This window comes from Clostridium sp. AM58-1XD, from assembly GCF_003464085.1.
In the GTDB taxonomy this organism is placed as follows: Bacteria; Bacillota; Clostridia; order Lachnospirales; family Lachnospiraceae; genus Lachnoclostridium_A.
The window spans coordinates 54878-70740 of record NZ_QSDR01000007.1 but is presented as its reverse complement, the minus strand read 5'-3'; the positions used below and the strand labels follow the sequence as shown (position 1 = coordinate 70740).

General features: G+C 45.7%; 19 protein-coding genes. 1 reads left to right on the top strand and 18 read right to left on the bottom strand.

What is annotated here, in order from left to right:
* Nucleotides 1-3 precede the first annotated feature (3 nt).
* From hpt to spoVT, 12 genes are all read right to left on the bottom strand, one after another.
* Nucleotides 4-528 (bottom strand): hypoxanthine phosphoribosyltransferase, encoded by a 525-nt coding sequence (hpt, locus tag DXA13_RS05765; protein ID WP_118242369.1) that lies wholly within the window; start codon nt 526-528, stop codon nt 4-6.
* Nucleotides 518-1795 carry a tRNA lysidine(34) synthetase TilS gene (gene tilS, locus DXA13_RS05760; RefSeq protein WP_347559720.1) on the bottom strand — a complete coding sequence of 426 codons (1278 nt, stop codon included), beginning with the start codon at nt 1793-1795 and terminating at the stop codon, nt 518-520. Before tilS ends, hpt begins: the two co-directional genes overlap by 11 nt.
* 266 nt (nt 1796-2061) lie before the next feature.
* A complete protein-coding gene (locus DXA13_RS05755; protein WP_347559719.1) occupies nt 2062-3477 on the bottom strand; it encodes a SpoIIE family protein phosphatase in 1416 nt (471 codons plus the stop codon).
* Between the two features lie 107 nt (nt 3478-3584).
* Entirely contained in the window at nt 3585-3908 is a 324-nt protein-coding gene (locus tag DXA13_RS05750) for a septum formation initiator family protein (RefSeq protein ID WP_118242367.1), read from the bottom strand.
* 4 nt (nt 3909-3912) lie between these two features.
* Nucleotides 3913-4257 carry a spore cortex biosynthesis protein YabQ gene (gene yabQ / locus DXA13_RS05745; RefSeq protein ID WP_118242365.1) on the bottom strand — a complete coding sequence of 115 codons (345 nt, stop codon included), beginning with the start codon at nt 4255-4257 and terminating at the stop codon, nt 3913-3915.
* A gap of 38 nt (nt 4258-4295) precedes the next feature.
* Nucleotides 4296-4580, bottom strand: coding sequence for a sporulation protein YabP (gene yabP, locus DXA13_RS05740; RefSeq protein WP_118242363.1), 285 nt, complete (start codon nt 4578-4580; stop codon nt 4296-4298).
* 66 nt (nt 4581-4646) lie between these two features.
* Nucleotides 4647-4886 carry an RNA-binding S4 domain-containing protein gene (locus tag DXA13_RS05735; RefSeq protein WP_118242361.1) on the bottom strand — a complete coding sequence of 80 codons (240 nt, stop codon included), beginning with the start codon at nt 4884-4886 and terminating at the stop codon, nt 4647-4649.
* 3 nt (nt 4887-4889) lie between these two features.
* Nucleotides 4890-5165 (bottom strand): HU family DNA-binding protein, encoded by a 276-nt coding sequence (locus DXA13_RS05730; protein WP_118242359.1) that lies wholly within the window; start codon nt 5163-5165, stop codon nt 4890-4892.
* Between the two features lie 101 nt (nt 5166-5266).
* Nucleotides 5267-5650, bottom strand: a complete 384-nt coding sequence (locus DXA13_RS05725) for a MazG family protein (protein WP_118242357.1) — start codon at nt 5648-5650, stop codon at nt 5267-5269.
* Nucleotides 5651-5771: 121 nt separating this feature from the next.
* Complete coding sequence (gene nhaC / locus DXA13_RS05720) at nt 5772-7196, bottom strand: Na+/H+ antiporter NhaC (RefSeq protein ID WP_118242355.1); 1425 nt, start codon at nt 7194-7196, stop codon at nt 5772-5774.
* Between the two features lie 74 nt (nt 7197-7270).
* The gene (locus tag DXA13_RS05715; protein WP_118242353.1) at nt 7271-8113 is read right to left on the bottom strand and encodes a creatininase family protein; all 843 of its coding nucleotides are present in this window, start codon (nt 8111-8113) and stop codon (nt 7271-7273) included.
* Between the two features lie 273 nt (nt 8114-8386).
* On the bottom strand, nt 8387-8935 hold the full coding sequence (gene spoVT / locus DXA13_RS05710; RefSeq protein WP_118242351.1) for a stage V sporulation protein T: 549 nt from the start codon (nt 8933-8935) through the stop codon (nt 8387-8389).
* 175 nt (nt 8936-9110) lie between these two features.
* Here spoVT and DXA13_RS05705 point away from each other — a divergent pair, with 175 nt between their 5' ends.
* Entirely contained in the window at nt 9111-9689 is a 579-nt protein-coding gene (locus tag DXA13_RS05705; protein ID WP_181995541.1) for a helix-turn-helix transcriptional regulator, read from the top strand.
* Here the strand turns inward: DXA13_RS05705 and DXA13_RS05700 are convergent.
* The 6 genes from DXA13_RS05700 to DXA13_RS05680 are packed head-to-tail and all read right to left on the bottom strand — an operon-like array spanning nt 9684 to nt 15855.
* The gene (locus DXA13_RS05700; protein ID WP_243008996.1) at nt 9684-11045 is read right to left on the bottom strand and encodes a sigma 54-interacting transcriptional regulator; all 1362 of its coding nucleotides are present in this window, start codon (nt 11043-11045) and stop codon (nt 9684-9686) included. The two genes, DXA13_RS05705 and DXA13_RS05700, sit on opposite strands and share 6 nt — an antisense overlap.
* A complete protein-coding gene (locus DXA13_RS21565) occupies nt 10997-11632 on the bottom strand; it encodes a PrpR N-terminal domain-containing protein (protein WP_243008995.1) in 636 nt (211 codons plus the stop codon). The genes DXA13_RS05700 and DXA13_RS21565 overlap by 49 nt, the downstream gene beginning before the upstream one ends.
* Before the next feature lie 26 nt (nt 11633-11658).
* A complete protein-coding gene (locus DXA13_RS05695) occupies nt 11659-12921 on the bottom strand; it encodes an ROK family transcriptional regulator (protein ID WP_118242348.1) in 1263 nt (420 codons plus the stop codon).
* A 54-nt stretch (nt 12922-12975) separates the two neighbouring features.
* Nucleotides 12976-13947: an oligopeptide/dipeptide ABC transporter ATP-binding protein gene (locus DXA13_RS05690; RefSeq protein ID WP_118242347.1), complete on the bottom strand. Its 972-nt coding sequence runs from the start codon at nt 13945-13947 to the stop codon at nt 12976-12978.
* The gene (locus tag DXA13_RS05685; RefSeq protein ID WP_118242345.1) at nt 13944-14936 is read right to left on the bottom strand and encodes an ABC transporter ATP-binding protein; all 993 of its coding nucleotides are present in this window, start codon (nt 14934-14936) and stop codon (nt 13944-13946) included. The genes DXA13_RS05690 and DXA13_RS05685 overlap by 4 nt, the downstream gene beginning before the upstream one ends.
* 13 nt (nt 14937-14949) lie before the next feature.
* On the bottom strand, nt 14950-15855 hold the full coding sequence (locus DXA13_RS05680) for an ABC transporter permease (protein ID WP_243008994.1): 906 nt from the start codon (nt 15853-15855) through the stop codon (nt 14950-14952).
* Nucleotides 15856-15863: the final 8 nt, after the last annotated feature.

Below are 15863 nucleotides of genomic sequence, written 5' to 3'. Positions count from 1 at the left end.
TCCTTACTGCTCAATTACTCCGATATACGGCAAATTTCTGTAATGCTGGTCATAATCCAGCCCGTAACCTACTACAAACTCATCTGGAATCGTAAAACAGGTATACTTCACCTGTACCTGTTTTTTTACTCGCCTCTCCGGCTTGTCAAGCAGCGTACACAGATCAATGCTGGCTGGGTGTCTCTGCTTCAGTACCTCAATCAAATATGACAGAGTTCTTCCTGAATCGATGATATCTTCAACGATAATAACATTCTTGCCTTCCAGCGGCTCATCCAGATCCTTGATAATTTTTACAACTCCGCTGGACTCAGTTCCGCTTCCATAGCTGGATACAGACATGAAATCAAGGGATACGGGCCGCGTAATACGCTTTGCCAGCTCACATGTAAAAAACACGCCGCCTTTTAATACGCAGATCAGATGTACATTCTTTCCCTCATAATCCCTGTCGATCTCCGCTGCAACCTCGCTGATTCTTCTATTCACTTCTTCCTCATGCAACAATACGCGAATCTTATCTGCCATCTTTTTTTCCTCCGTTAAACTGAACCTGTAATATGGTTTTTGTATCTTCTGTTATTTTATAATATTCACTGATCCGATATCCGACAATCCAGACAACATGATTTCCATCTGCCAGAACCGGTATCTTCCCTCTGATATCCTGCGGAACCTTTTCATCAATCATAAATGCTTTTACACGTTTCCTTCCGCCGCCGGACAACGTAATATAGTCCCCCGGCTCCCGGAATCTAAGGCACAATGCATTCTTCATTTTATCATAATCAAACCATTTCGTATACTGGTTTTTCGGAATTTCCATGCCTTTTTCATAAGAAAATATCTCATATCGGACATTTTCTGCCCAGTCTTCCTTTTGGCAGCAGCTGTCCCGTTTTTCATCCTGTTTTCTTCCGATCCAGAGCTTTCCGTATTCTCTCCATCCCTGCATTTTACCAGGCAGGTCTGTCCTTTTTCCCGTCTGTCCGCGAATCAGCTGATCGACAGCTTCCACATGAAGCAACGTGAAATCCTTTACAGATCCTCCCTGGAGGCGGATCATATGGCGAATCAGATAGTATCGGATAATCTCCTCCTGTTTTTCAGCATCAGAAACAGGAAAGGCACACCCTTTCCGGTCATGTACCTCCCCACATTGTTTCCAGAGTTCCTCAGCCGTTTTCTCCAGAAAATCATCTGCCATGGAAATCAGTTTTCCTGCCTGGAGGATATGCGTATCGGCCTCTTTATTGATTTCGGCTCTGACAAGCGGCAAAATCTGATTGCGTATTTTATTCCTTGTATAATCATTGTCGGAATTGGTGGAATCTTCACACCATCCAATTCCCATATCCGTAAGAAATTCTTCGATCTCATCACGTCCTACCTCGATCAGAGGCCGTATAATGCCATCTCTGACGGGAGCAATCCCCCTCAGGCCCTTCAGCCCGCTTCCCCGGAACAGATTGTGCAGAATCGTCTCCGCACTGTCTCCTCTGTGATGTGCCACCGCAACTGCTGCCGGCCGGCCCGTTTCTGCCTCGGCTGCCTTTTTCAGCTCATCCAGCGCTCCGTACCTCAGTATTCTGCCCGCTTCTTCTAAAGAGCACCCATGTTCTGCAGCGAATCCACGCACGTCCTCACGGCGGATTGTCGCCGGTATATCCCATTCTGCACAGATGTCTCTCACAAAGTCCGCATCCCTGTCCGCTTCTTTGCCCCGTAGTCCATGGTGGAGGTGAAAGGCCTCTATGGTTATATTCAATCTGCCGAAAAATGTTTTAGCACCCATAGAAGGCAGACAGAATCCGCCCCGCCTGATACAGCAGCTATCACATGCATGCCGGGTTCTGTCATACTGTTTCTATTCATTGTATTAAGGGCTTTCTGATAAATGTCCATTTTTTATCTCCTGTACAGCCATAACCGTTCACTTTCACATGATGTAAGTGTCAAAAAGTCGACACCATTGATACCGGATTGTTCCGCACTATGTGCTCGCGCGCCCCTGGTATTATTACATATAACTATACAGGTATTCTCACTCTGTTTCAATTATTATTTTCTCTTCCATATCCTTGCTGCAAGAACTGTCATATCGTCGCGGGGGAATTCTGAAAATGAGCATGCAAAACGCAGAATATCTTCTGCCATTTCCTGAGGCTGCATGTCTCCCTGCCCGGCCAGATAATCTCTCATAACCTCTTCCTTGTCATCTCCCGGAAGTATATCCAGAACGCCATCGCTGACCATAATTACCCAATTTTCCTCCCAAAGCTTTCTGGAAATCAAAATCGGTTCTACATCGTTCAGTATCCCCATCGGTACTTCTCCCGTTTCCAGGAGTTCGACGCCGTCCTCTCCAATTACGAGTGTAGCCGCCGCCCCAAGCTTCATCATTTCCAGAACCCCCGTATGAAGGTCGATACACGCCAGATCGATGGTAGCCGGATGCTGCTCAGCACCGCTCAGGAGAAGGACCGTATTGACCATTTTAAGGGCCGCTCTGGCTGAAAAGCCAGTTTCCATCAGCTGACTCACCAGATCCACGACACGTTCACTCTCCTCAGAAGCCGTCTGCCCGCTCCCCATTCCGTCCGAAAGACTGATTATCACCTGTCCCGGCACATTTCCTGTAAAAGAATAGCTGTCTCCCGACACAATTTCGCCCGCTCTGGCTGCCGTAGCGGCGCCGTATGCCATGCGGTAGCTGCCCTCTTCCAGAAAGTGGAACGTAAAAAACTGCCTTGTTATAATACTTTTGCTGTCTTTGGCCGCAGTCCAGCAGCCGCCTCCCAGCACGCTGCCGACAAGGTCTGCCGCATCTCTTACCGTCATGCATTTTCCATTACCGCTTTTTATTGTTACAAACAGCTCTCTCTGGCCGTTCTCATATGCCAGAACCAACATCCCGGAAATCACCATATGCTGGGCTTTAAACGCCCGCTTCAGACCACTGTCATATTCTGACGTGACATCCTGCGCCTCTTCCATCTGATGAGAAAATTCCTCCAGGATCACTGCCAGCTCACGAAACTGCATAATCAGGGCGTCCCGGCTTTCCAAAAAGCGGTTCTTCCACGCCAGATTCATGGTAGATCTGCCAAGACTTTTGTTCAGCTCCTTTAAGTATTCCCCTTTTATCCTGCACATATCCTGAAATGCCTGAGGCATGTCCTCCTCATCCACGCGTTTCTTCTGCTCAAATGACCGCAGCAGATAGTACAGAAAATAACTGTCCTTTTGAATGCTGTCCGCATAAACACCGCATTTCTGACAGTCTCCGCACACCATCACGGCTGCCGTATTCACTGCCGTCAGCCCGTCCTCCTTTGTCAGCATCCGCTCTTTCCCGTTTTCCTCTTCACAGGACTTTGCCAGTTCCCCCAATGAAAGCGCCATATCGTTCAGCCTTTTTGCCGTATATATATTCACATCCGCCATATCGCGATGCCCCGCCTTACGTCTCAGCACAAAAAATCCCTCCTAACCTGCATAATTTTCATTATATACAGGCGGGAGGGAAATATTTGTCAAATCCAATAGTCGATTTAAAAAAATATTACGACAAGATTATCCACTTACTGCGGATTCGATGGTTTCAGGAGAATTTCATCTTCTTTCACCATACCCAGCTTCTCTTTCGCTACCTTTTCTATATACTGCTTAGTCTGCACATAGTCGCTTCTCCACTTCAGCTCTGCAGACCGCTCTTTTTCTTTAGCCAGCTGAGCCTGAAGAGTTTCATACCGCAGCTCGTATTCCTGTGCCTTGCTTTTCATAGTTGAGCTGCGTATATTCACAACGACAGCAAGGCTGCCAACTACCAGAGTAATTCCGATAATTGCCATCCTGTTTCCCCACTTATCTCTTCTCTTTCTTCTGGACCTTACTCTATCCCTCATATGCTCACCGGCTTTTTTTACTAGTAACTTTTATTTTAAAATAATTTTTGACTTTTTTCAAGCCTTTCATCAAAAGTCTGCTGAATAATCTGTCATATAGCAGCATACCGATAAATACACCTGCCACTGCATAGGCTCTGAGCTTCCCGTCGTTCTGCCTGTAGAGCAGGCCAAATGTCATACTTCCCGCATAAAACCAGTATATCATATCCTCTATACCGATCGCCAGGCCGCTGTGGCGAATAAAAATCCTGAGGATACGCAGGACATCATAACTGGCCATCAAAAAGGCGCCGAGAAAGAAACTCATATATAACAGCCTGATTTCATATAAAATGCTCCTGCTCAACCGATTCCCCGCCCTCCACTGTCATCCTTTTCTTTCTGCTATTTAAACAGCCTGGAGAACAGAGAGTCTCCTGATTTCCGATAGGCTTCATTGGAAGAATATGTAAGGCTGTCAATCGTTCCATCCACATCTACCTCCCCTTTTTCCAGGGTAAGCCTGCTGACATGAAGGTTCTTTCCCTTCATGGTAAGAAGTCCCATATCTGTGTCAAGAATCACCTGATTTTCATCAAAGGACACCACATCCCGCAGTCCTGTTATACCGCAGGAAGACCTGTTTGTCATCGCCAGCTTGTGCGGACGGGTTGTCAGCTTTTCTTCCATAACAAAAAAACCTCCTCATACATTTACTGTTTTATAAATGTATGCAGAGGTTTTTTATTTTATGACTTATAAATATCTATACAAATCTTTCGCCTCGTCCTTTTTTACAGTTTCCTGTACATCCAGCACTTCCACCTTAACCGACTTTGTGCCAAACTGGATTTCGATTATATCACCATTTTTCACATCATAGGACGCCTTGGCGCTTTTATCATTTACGAGAACCCTGCCTGCATCACATGCATCGTTGGCAACTGTCCTTCGTTTTATCAAACGGGATACTTTTAAAAACTTATCCAATCTCATGGATTACTGATTCACCATATCCTTTAATGCCTTACCAACTTTGAACTTTGGTGTCTTGGAAGCCGGAATCTTCATAGGCTCGCCAGTCTTAGGATTTCTTCCTTCTCTCTCTTCTCTTGCAGTAACTTCAAAAGTGCCGAAGCCAACTAACTGGATCTTCTCACCTTTCACTAATTCTTCTGCTACTACATCTGTGAAAGCCTTTACTGCCTTCTCAGCATCTTTCTTGGAAAGTTCTGCCTTCTCAGCTACTGCTGCGATTAATTCTGTCTTATTCATTATTATTTTCCTCCTAGAACATACCGGAAAGCCTTATATCAGAGGCCTCCAACACTATTATTTCTATACTCTATCATTTATATCCGTTTCTCCACTGTTTGTCAAGGTTTTTTGCCTTTTTCACGCTTTTTCAGCTCTTTCCACAAAGCGTTGCATTCGTCTGCTGAATTAACCTTAACGTTTCCGAACACATGGGGATGGCGATAGATCATTTTTCTGCATAACCCGTCAATAACATCCTCAATGGTAAATATTTCCTCCTCTTTTCCGATCTGGCTGTGTATCATAATCTGAAACAGCACATCACCCAGTTCCTCACAGAGATTTTCCATATCGCCGTTGTCAATCGCCTGGATCACTTCCTGGCATTCATTCTCCAGATATGTCTTCAGGCTTTCATGGGTCTGCTCCCGATCCCACGGGCATCCTTTTTCTTCATCTCTCAGCTTTGCCACAACGTCAATCAAATCCTCGAACGTATACATATCGCTTATTTCCTTTCTTCGTCAATGTCATCATCCTGGCTTTCAGTATAATGCCCGCTGCGGCTTCTTTGCAAGTCCGATATAAACTTTCCGGTCGCGATCCAGTCATCTTCTGCAGAGCTTATTCTGCTTCCCGATATGTCCGTTTGCTCGCAATCTCTCCGGTCTTCCAGAAGAACTTGCCTGTAAATCCATAAATGATAGCCAGGATCGGACAAATCCAGCAGAACGTTGCAAACGGCAGGTACGTGAGTGTAGGCACTCCGAGGGTGCCGGCCATATATACGCCGCAGAGACTCCATGGAATCAGAGGCGATACGATAGTTCCGCTGTCTTCCAGAGTACGGGAAAGCGTCTGGGGAAGAAGATCTCTTTTTCTAAATTCAGAAACATACATACGGCCGCCTACAACAATGGCAAGGGTCTGGCTTGCCGTAGCAGCCAGCAACACGGTACAGGAGAGCACTACTACCGTAACGAGGCCTCCCAGGCTCTTTGTAAAGAATTTCAGTTTCTCGAGGAACGCCCCAAGAAGTCCAGATTTTTCCATAATAGCTCCGTACAACATACCCAGCATACCGAGAGAAGCTGTCCAAAGCATACTCTGAAGTCCACCTCTGGAAAGCAGGACATCGATATCGTGTATGCCTGTTTCTGACTTAAATCCTGTATCCATGATCGTTGCGATTTCTGTCAGGGAATTCCCCTGAAAAATCATTGCCATCGCAGCAGCTACCGCACTGGAGACCAGAAGGGTAGGAATAGCCGGTTTTTTCATAACCGCCATGGCAATTACGATAACAGGAGGAAGAAGCACCAGCGGATTCAGATTGAATGTGGCCTTCAGCGTCTCCATGGTAGTAACAATCGCTTCACTGTCAACGTTCTGACCCGTATACTTTAATCCCAATATGCCGTAGAAAATCAGGGTAATGATGAAAGCAGGTCCTGATGTATACACCATGGAGCGGATGTGATCGAAAATATCCGCTTCTGCAACAGCCGGGGCCAGATTCGTCGTATCAGACATCGGTGACATTTTATCTCCAAAATAGGCGCCTGATATAATTGCGCCTGCCGTCATCGCCGGATTGATTCCCAGGCCTCCTCCTACTGCGATCAGGGCAATTCCTACCGTTCCTGCCGTAGACCAGGAGCTTCCTGTAGATATGGACGTAATTGCGCTTACAACGCATGTTGCTACAAGGAAAACAGCCGGGTTGATCAGCTTCAGCCCCCAGTAAATAATCATGGGAACTGTTCCGCTGGCGATCCAGGAACCAATCAGAATACCGATAATCATCATTGTAAGTGTCGGCGCAATACAGATTTTTCCTCCATACTCAATATAGCTGAAGATATCTTCCCATTTCTTTCCATTGAGTGAGGCCACGCCCAGCGTAACGGCCATCGAAGCCAGCAGATTGATATGTACCGGTATGTTCAGCCATGCTACGGAGAGCACCATAGATACCAGCAGAAACATAATACAGAACAGCGCCCATCCAAACGGCATCTTTTGGTTTTGATTCATTTCGTCGTTCATTTATTTTATCCCTTTCCTATTCCTTCTTTTGTTCGTGCAACAGTACAGGCAGCGTCCGAACCGTTGCCTGATCTTTACAGATTCCTGCTCTTGTCGTTGAAATCATTGAAAAGGTATTTTTCTGCAATCTGCGCAATCCATTTTGCATATGCGTCGTAACAGAGAATTCCTTCTTCTGCATTGGCGTCCGCCGGATCTCCGATATATCCCGGGCTGTTGTCCGTTTTTACAGGAGCATAAACGCCGACTGCGCCGCCGTAATAGTGAAGTCCTGAGAATTTGACCTGTTTCGGGTCCTCGTCTGCGTAATATGGTTTGACACCTTCCACATGCACGAGGCCCGGTACTGCTGCCATGACACATGCCGTCTCATCTTCCCCGCCGTGTCCCTGGTGCTCTGCATTATTCAGAACTGTCGGCCAGAAATCATTCATCGGAGGTACCCAGTCAGTTACTACGCTCATGATTCCATACTGGTCGGCCAGGTCCTTTGCCGCTACGTGAAGGGCTCCGTTATTCTCTGAATGGTTAAGGCACAGCACAAATTTCTTAAAACCGCTTTCGTGAAGGCTGAGGATCAGATCCTTTGCCATTGAAATAAATGTGGCCTGAGACAGATAGCAGTTTCCAAATACAGAGTCTCTTTCAAATTTATTCGTCTGAACGCCAAAAGGCACTGCCAGTCCCGGTACCGATTTAATGCCCAGTTCTGCCAGTGCTTCATGCACCTTTCTGATTAAAACATTTGCCTGAAAATAATCCGCTCCCATCGGCAGATGAACGCTGTGGTTTTCTACTGCACCGAATGACAGGATAACGGTATCTGTTTCCTTCATTGCTTCCTTCAATTCCTCCGCCGTCATCTCCATAATTGATTTCGGCCCCTTTACCTCATAAAGTGTCTTCCAATCCTTCATACTGATTCCCCTTTGCTGTTATTGTATATTTTTTCATATTTTTTCTTTATACTGTATAAACATACACCATTATCACGACTTTTTCAACCACATTTCCCAATTTTATGTATATTTGTTACCTTTTTAAAGCATTAATGCAATAAAGCCGTCCTATTGGGCCCTTCTGTGCATGTAAATCAAATAAGACGGACCCGCTGCATTTTCAAAATACCGCTGAAATCCGTCTTGTTCTTTCTATATTATTTATAATTACATATATTTTTATGGGCTTTCTTAGCCTTCCATCTGGCGTCCAAGGAATCCGGCTGCCGTCGTAACCAGCTTTACTTCCGGATCTCCGAATTTTGTTCTCGGCTCACGGCTCAGCAGAATAACAGAACCAATCGCATCACCTTCACATATAATCGGCGCAATGACCTGTGCTGTGATTCCTTCCGGTTCCTCCGGAGTAATCTGTACATATGTCTTTTCATCGCCAGAAGCTGTAAGCACCGTTCTTTCGGAAATGAGCTGTTCCAGCTGACGGCTAATATTTTTCTGAAGCATTTCTTTCTTGGAACCGCCTGCTACTGCAATCACCTGGTCTCTGTCCGTAATACATACCATTTTTCCCGTTGACTGAGCCATTGCCTCGGCATACTGGGCAGCAAATGCCGTCAGCTCAATCATGGGGGAATATTTTTTCAGGATGATTTCTCCTTCTCTGTCCGTAAAAATCTCCAGCGGCGTACCTTCTCTCAGCCTGAGCGTCCTACGGATTTCTTTTGGAATAACCACCCTTCCCAAATCGTCTATTCTTCTTACAATACCTGTAGCTTTCATAAAAAAATTCCTCCATTTTACATTCTGTCATTTATCTTTCTCGCTGCTTGTAAATGTAGTATTTGTAAAATGGAGGAAAATATACGTTTCCTTTAAAATGCATTATGAGGTCTTTTATTTCATAATTAAAATGTGGTATACTCCCTATAAGAATCATTTTCAGGAGGTGGCAATCTTGAATTTTTTCAAAAATATTTTTTCTCTGTTAAAACATCATCCTGAGTCAACCGGGATGCCAAAAGCTCAGACAGCGGTTGATCCTTCCGTTTCTCCTGCCGCGGAAGAGGCTTCCGCCACGCCCAATACTTCTGAAATCCATACGGACTCTACGGACACTGTTTTATCAGAATCATGCGCCGACGAATCAGAGTCACCGGCACCGCGGGAGGATTTGTCTGATCCCCCTTTATTTGAGTCCGGAACAATCCATCCGGCCGCTGTCCAAATTGCGGCCTGCATCGAAAGCGAATTTGCCAATCCCGCTCTGTCTGTCCGTGGATTTGCAGAAGCGCTGCAGATGAATCCTACATATCTCTGCAGAATCTTCCGCGCTTCTTATAATATGTCGGTCAGTGAATATATTAACCGTACCCGCGTACATCACTCTCTTGAATATCTGGAAAATACCGATATGCCGATTGAAGACATTGCCCGGGAAGTCGGATTCGAAAACACAAAATATTTTTTTGTGCTTTTTAAAAATTATATCGGCCAGACGCCGCGCCAGTACAGAACCGGCAGTCGTATATTATAACTGGTATTTTTTTCTTTTTCTCCATAAAGTCGTCCTGTCCATCCCCAGAAGGTCCGCTGCCTTTTTTTGATTTCCCTCGCACTTTTTCAGCGCCTCTTCGATCCTCTCCCGTTCTGTAGCTGCAGACAGGTCTCTCGTTTTATCCTCAGCTTCCATCCGGCCCCGTCTCTTTTCCTGGGAGTCTGAAGACTGTCTACAACGTCTTTCCTCTCTGCCCGTGTTTTCCACGTCATCCGGATATAACAGCTTCATCATCTCGTCCTGTCCGACTGTCTGCTCTCCGTAAAGCACCCGGACTCTTTCCGCTATATTCTCCAACTCCCTGATATTTCCGCTGAATTCATGACGCTCCAGCGCGTCAAAGGCGCCGTCTGTAATTCTGGTCTGCGCTTCTCCAAGAAGGTGGCAGAACAGAAGGCGGATATCCCCCTTACGTTCTCTAAGCGGAGGCAGATAAAGCCGCAGAACATCCAGGCGATACATCAGATCCTTACGAAACGTTCCCTCTTCTGCCATTCGGCTGATACTTCTGTTGGTAGCTGCAATAATTCTTACATTCACGGTTACGATCTTATTATCCCCAATTCTCCGGACTTCCCGCTCCTGCAGCGCCCTCAAGAGTTTTGTCTGGGTCGACATGGAAACCTCCCCGATCTCGTCAAGAAACAAGGTGCCTCCATGAGCCTGTTCAAACAGTCCCATCTTGCCGCCTTTGCTCGTTCCAGTAAATGCGCCTTCCACGTAGCCAAACAGTTCGCTCTCCAGAAGGTTTTCCGGAAGAGCCGCACAGTTAATAGCTACAAACGGCCCGTCTTTCCTGGGACTGGCATTATGAATACTCTGTGCAAACAGTTCTTTTCCCGTACCGGTTTCTCCTACAATCATAATATTTGACTCCGAAACTGCATATTTCTTTGCTGTTTCGATTGCCCGTTCCATGATTGCGCTCTCATAGAGAATTCCGTCAAAGCTATATTTTGCCCGCAGTCCCGTACTGCTCAGCTTGCGCCGGATCGTCCCCTCCAGCTCCTGAATCCTTGTTATATCTGAAAAATTGATGATTGCCCCCGATACCTTTTTTCCCACTATAACAGGTACAAGATCGACGGACACCGTTGTTTTTGTCCCCGGAAGAGTATAGATTCTGCCTGTCTGTTCTCCGCCTCCTGCCAATACTTCCTCCAACTCATGTTTTAAAAAAGGAAACACTGTTCCTGCCCGGACTGCCTCCTCTGTTTTTCTTTTCTCCAATTTCCCGCTCATTTCTACGGCAGCTCTGTTCTGAACCTGCAGGATTCCCTCATGATCTACATAAAATATTCCTTCTTTGGATGAATTGATGATGGTCCTGTACATCTGGCTGCTAATCGTTCCTGTCTGATTTTCACAACAGTCCGTACCGCCTCATTTACAGCCTGCAGGATTGTATCCTCCCCCGTTTTAACCAGAACGGAGGGGATTCCCTGTTTCTTCGCGCTGATCGTAGCGGAATATCCTCCCACCAGCACGTCACAGTTTCTGATCTTTTTCTCTTTCATCATTTCGTTCAGTTCCAGATAATCGGAAGGAGAATAGATTTCAGCTTTCATTCCGAACATTCTGCAGATATCCTTGGCCTCATACAGTTTTCCAAAAAATCCGCAGATAACTATTTTTTTCGGATGATATTTTTCCTGGCATTCATCCAATGCACGCACAATATCATATCCGGACACAGGCATATCGATCGTAGGTACCGAAGGGTAACTCTCCTCCATCTTCTTTGCCGTATATCCCCTGGCGATCATGGCATCGTACTCATCGGCTGGAACAGACGGAATTTCTTCAACAGTCCATACTCTGATATCCGCTTCCACCTTTTCCTTTCCTGAATAATTTCTCAGGACATAGTCAACCTTTTCTTTTAATTCGGGATAAGGCACTAAAAACAGCAGTCGAATCATTATTTTTTCCTCCCGTATGTATCCAATTACATGGTCTTTTTTCGTGTACAGCCAGCTTCGCTGTCCGGCGTCTGTGTGTGCATCAGCATATTCATACTATTGAGCAGATGATCGATCGCCACGACTGCTGCACCATATAGTATCTGATTAACTGAAAAATCTGTATAGTCAATCACAATATTTTCGTAAAGAACGTCTAAAATCCTTTCCCTGACTGTCCTTCTAATTTCTTCGAGAAGCAAATCTCCGCCTTTTGACATGGCATCGCTGATTATTATTACATCCGGATCATAAATATTAATAACTGCGGCAATCCCGCAGCCCATATAAAATCCTGCACGCTTCACCATATCCAGACAGAACTTGTCTCCGTCTTCCGCTCCCTTAAAAATGTCCAGATAAGTAATATTACTCTTCTGATTCAGAATACTTTCTTTATGTTCCGGAAGTTTATGCATCGCATATTTTACAAATGAGAGGGCGGAACAGTAAAGTTCCATGCATCCCCTGTTCCCACAGTCGCATTTTTCCCCGTTTACATCCAATGATATATGTCCGATCTCCCCTGCAATCCCTCTGCTTCCAACAAAAAGCTGTCCATCCGCAACAATTCCTGCCCCAATTCCTTCTCCAGCAAGAAAATTCACAAGTACTCCCTGGTTCCTTCTGTATTTACCATAGCGCCATTCTGCCAGCGCCCCTGCATTTGCTCCGTGCTCAATAAGTACGGGCACCGGAAATTCTTCTAAAAACTCCTCATTCAGATTCAGCCTGTCCCAGCCCGGAAACTGTGTCATTAAAGCAATTGTGCCTGAGTGTTTTAAAAACGGGCCCGGTACTGCAATGCCTATCGCGTGTACCTTATCCCCCTCCTGATTCAGATACTTCCAAATTGTTTTCTTAATCTTTGCAAGCGCTTTGTGAGGATCATTTTCTTCCTCTGTCCCAAATCTGCTCTCATATAGCTTCAGCATCGTCCCCTTTAAGTCAAAGAGGCCAACCGAGTAAGAAACATGTCCCAGCTTCACAGCAATCACTTCGATTTTCTCTGCCGCCAATTCGATTCCGATCGACCTGCGCCCTCTCTTTCCTTCCACAATGCCCACTTCTCTCACAACGCCTGCCTGTATCATTTCAGTAATAATATTGGTAATTGTCGCCTGCTTCAGTCCCGTCTCTTCTGCGATTCTGGCTCTCGTACACACATCGTTCCTTGCAAGGATCTGCAGCACAAGCGATCGATTCGCCTGAAGTAAGTAATCTGAGTTTCTTCCCTTTTTTTTATCCATGTTCACTCCCCGCTGCCAAAATTAATTAATACCCTTATATTACCATCTTTCCATCTAACCGTAAAGGCGACATGCAGTAAAATGACCAGGAGCAGCTTCCATAAAAGCCGGGTCTGCCTGGCTGCATTCTGAAACTGCATGAGGACACCTGGTATGAAATACACAGCCGGTTGGCGGATGAATTGGGGATGGGATTTCTCCCGATATTCCGGCGGCAACAGTTTTTCTGCTGCCGATCGACGGAACGGCTGACAAAAGCGCTTTGGTATACGGGTGCATTGGATTAGAGAACAGTTCGTCTGTATCAGCTTCTTCCATCAAATGGCCCAGATACATAACTCCTACCCGGTCTGAAATATAGCGCACTACGCTCATATTATGTGATATGAACAAATACGTCAAAGACGTTTGCTGCTGAAGATCATTTAAAAGATTGATAATCTGAGCCTGAATAGAAACATCCAGTGCAGAAACCGGTTCATCACATATAATCAGCGAAGGATTGACAAGAAGTGCCCGGGCAATACCGATCCGCTGCCTCTGCCCACCGGAAAATTCATGAGGATACCGATAATAGTGCCCGGGCATAAGACCTACTTTTTCTAATATCTTCAGACACAGTTCCATTCTGGCAGAACGGTCTTTCATACCGTGGATTTTAAGAACCTCTTCTAAAATATCTCCTATACTCTTCCTGGGATTCAGAGATGTATATGGATCCTGAAAAATCATCTGCATCTTTACTCTGTATGGTCTGAGTTCAATTTCCGATAAGCAGCTTATATCTTTTCCTTCCAGAAAAATCTCGCCTTCGGTGATTGGAAACAGGCGAAGAAGGCTGCGCCCCAGCGTGGACTTTCCGCATCCCGATTCTCCCACAAGTCCATATGTTTCCCCCTTTTTGAGGGCCAGTGATACATCATCAACTGCTTTTACAGCGCCGATCTGCTTCCCAAGGGCATCTCTGATAGGAAAGTATTTTTTAATATGTTTTGCCTCCAGGACTTTCATGTTTTTTTCGCTCATTTTAAACTCCCCTTTCCGGCAGGAAACCAGCATCTGACTTTCTGCATTTCACTGACAGCTTCCAGCTTCGGCATCTCCATCCGGCATTTTTCAGAAGTCCTGGGACATCTTGGAGCAAAACGGCAGCCGGCTGGAATCTGATTCAGCAGCGGAACTGTCCCTTTAATTGTATTCAGCCGTTTGTTTTTGTCGCCCTCCATTACAGGAACCGATTCCATCAGACTTACCGTATATGGATGGCAGGGGTTCTGAAACAGCGCCTCCGTCTCACCTTCTTCAACGATTTGGCCCAGATACATCACAAGGACCCTCTGGCACGTCTCAAAAACAACTGCCAAATCATGAGTGATTAGGAGGATTCCCATATCCATTTCTCTATTCAGACGTTTCATTAGCTCTAGAATCTGGGCCTGTATGGTCACGTCAAGAGCAGTCGTAGGTTCATCTGCAATCAAAACCTGCGGTCTGCAGGCAAGAGCTGCAGCAATCATAACCCGCTGGCGCATGCCTCCGGATAGCTCGTGGGGATACTGGTAAAACCGTTTTTCCGGCGTGGGAATACCAACCGCTTTCAGCAATTCCATTCCCTGATTCTTTGCCTCTCTTCTGCCTGTTTTTCTATGGATACGGATTGCTTCTGTAATCTGACTTCCTACTTTTATCAGTGGGTTCAGAGAACTGAGCGCGTCCTGAAAAACCATTGATATTTTTTCTCCTCTTATTTTCTTCATCTCTCTATATGGTACACGAAGCAGATTTTTTCCTTCCAACCAAACTTCTCCGCTGTAACATGCTGTTCGTTTCTCGTCATAAAGCCGCATAACCGATTGTACTGTTACACTCTTTCCGCACCCCGACTCTCCTACAATTCCCAGGATCTCTCCTCTGTGTAAATAAAAATCCACGCCGTCTACCGCCTTATACCTGCCTCGTTCGGTCTGAAATTCAGTGGAAAGATTCTTTACCTCCAATATGATGTCTTTCTGCATATCTTCTCTCCTGTCAGCTATTTTGCGGATCCAAGAAATCTCTCAGTCCATCGCCAAGTAAATTTAATCCAAGAACGGTTGCCGCTATAAACAGGCTGGGATATACGACAAGCCACCATGCCTGAAACATAACCGTTTTTCCTTCGTAAACAATATTTCCCCAGCTTGGTTCCGGAATCGGAACTCCTACTCCAAGAAAGCTAAGGGAAGCTTCTGTTACAATAGCTGTCGCAAATATAAACGATACTTGAATAATGACGGATGAAAGGATATTAGGCGCAATATTCAGCCATAAGATACGATTTGCTCCCGCTCCGGAAGCTTCTAATGCTTCGACATATGTCTGCTCTTTCGCCGTCAGAACTGCAGCCCTTGCAATTCGTGCAACATCAGGCGCATATACAATACTTACACTGATAATCACATTTCCTACTCCTGATCCCATAATAGCCAGAAGAGCAATCGCCAGTAGGATGGATGGAATCGCCTTGAGACTATCGCAAATTCTCATTACAATATGATCAATTGCCTTATAATAGCCTGCATATAATCCCATTACCATACCTGCCGCCATTGTAATAACAGCAACGGCCGCACCTACGCCTAACGATACTCTTGCGCCATATACCAGGCGGCACAGCAGATCGCGGCCAACAGAATCCGTTCCCAATCTATGGAACTCAGACGGTCCCTGCAGCCGGTCGGCCACTTCCATCACATGAGGTCCTTCCGGAAACAGAAATGGTGCAAAAACGGCCATAAAAATAATTGCAGCAGTCAATATGCCGCCAATTAGTATTCTTTGGTTCCTCACGAGCCTCCGCCGTCTTAAAGTTCTGTGCTCTCTAAACAGCTCAGCCTTTTGCTGCTTCATGCCGTTCATATCAGCCTTTCTTCTTTCCTGCTCTATTTTTTTCATTGCCGCAT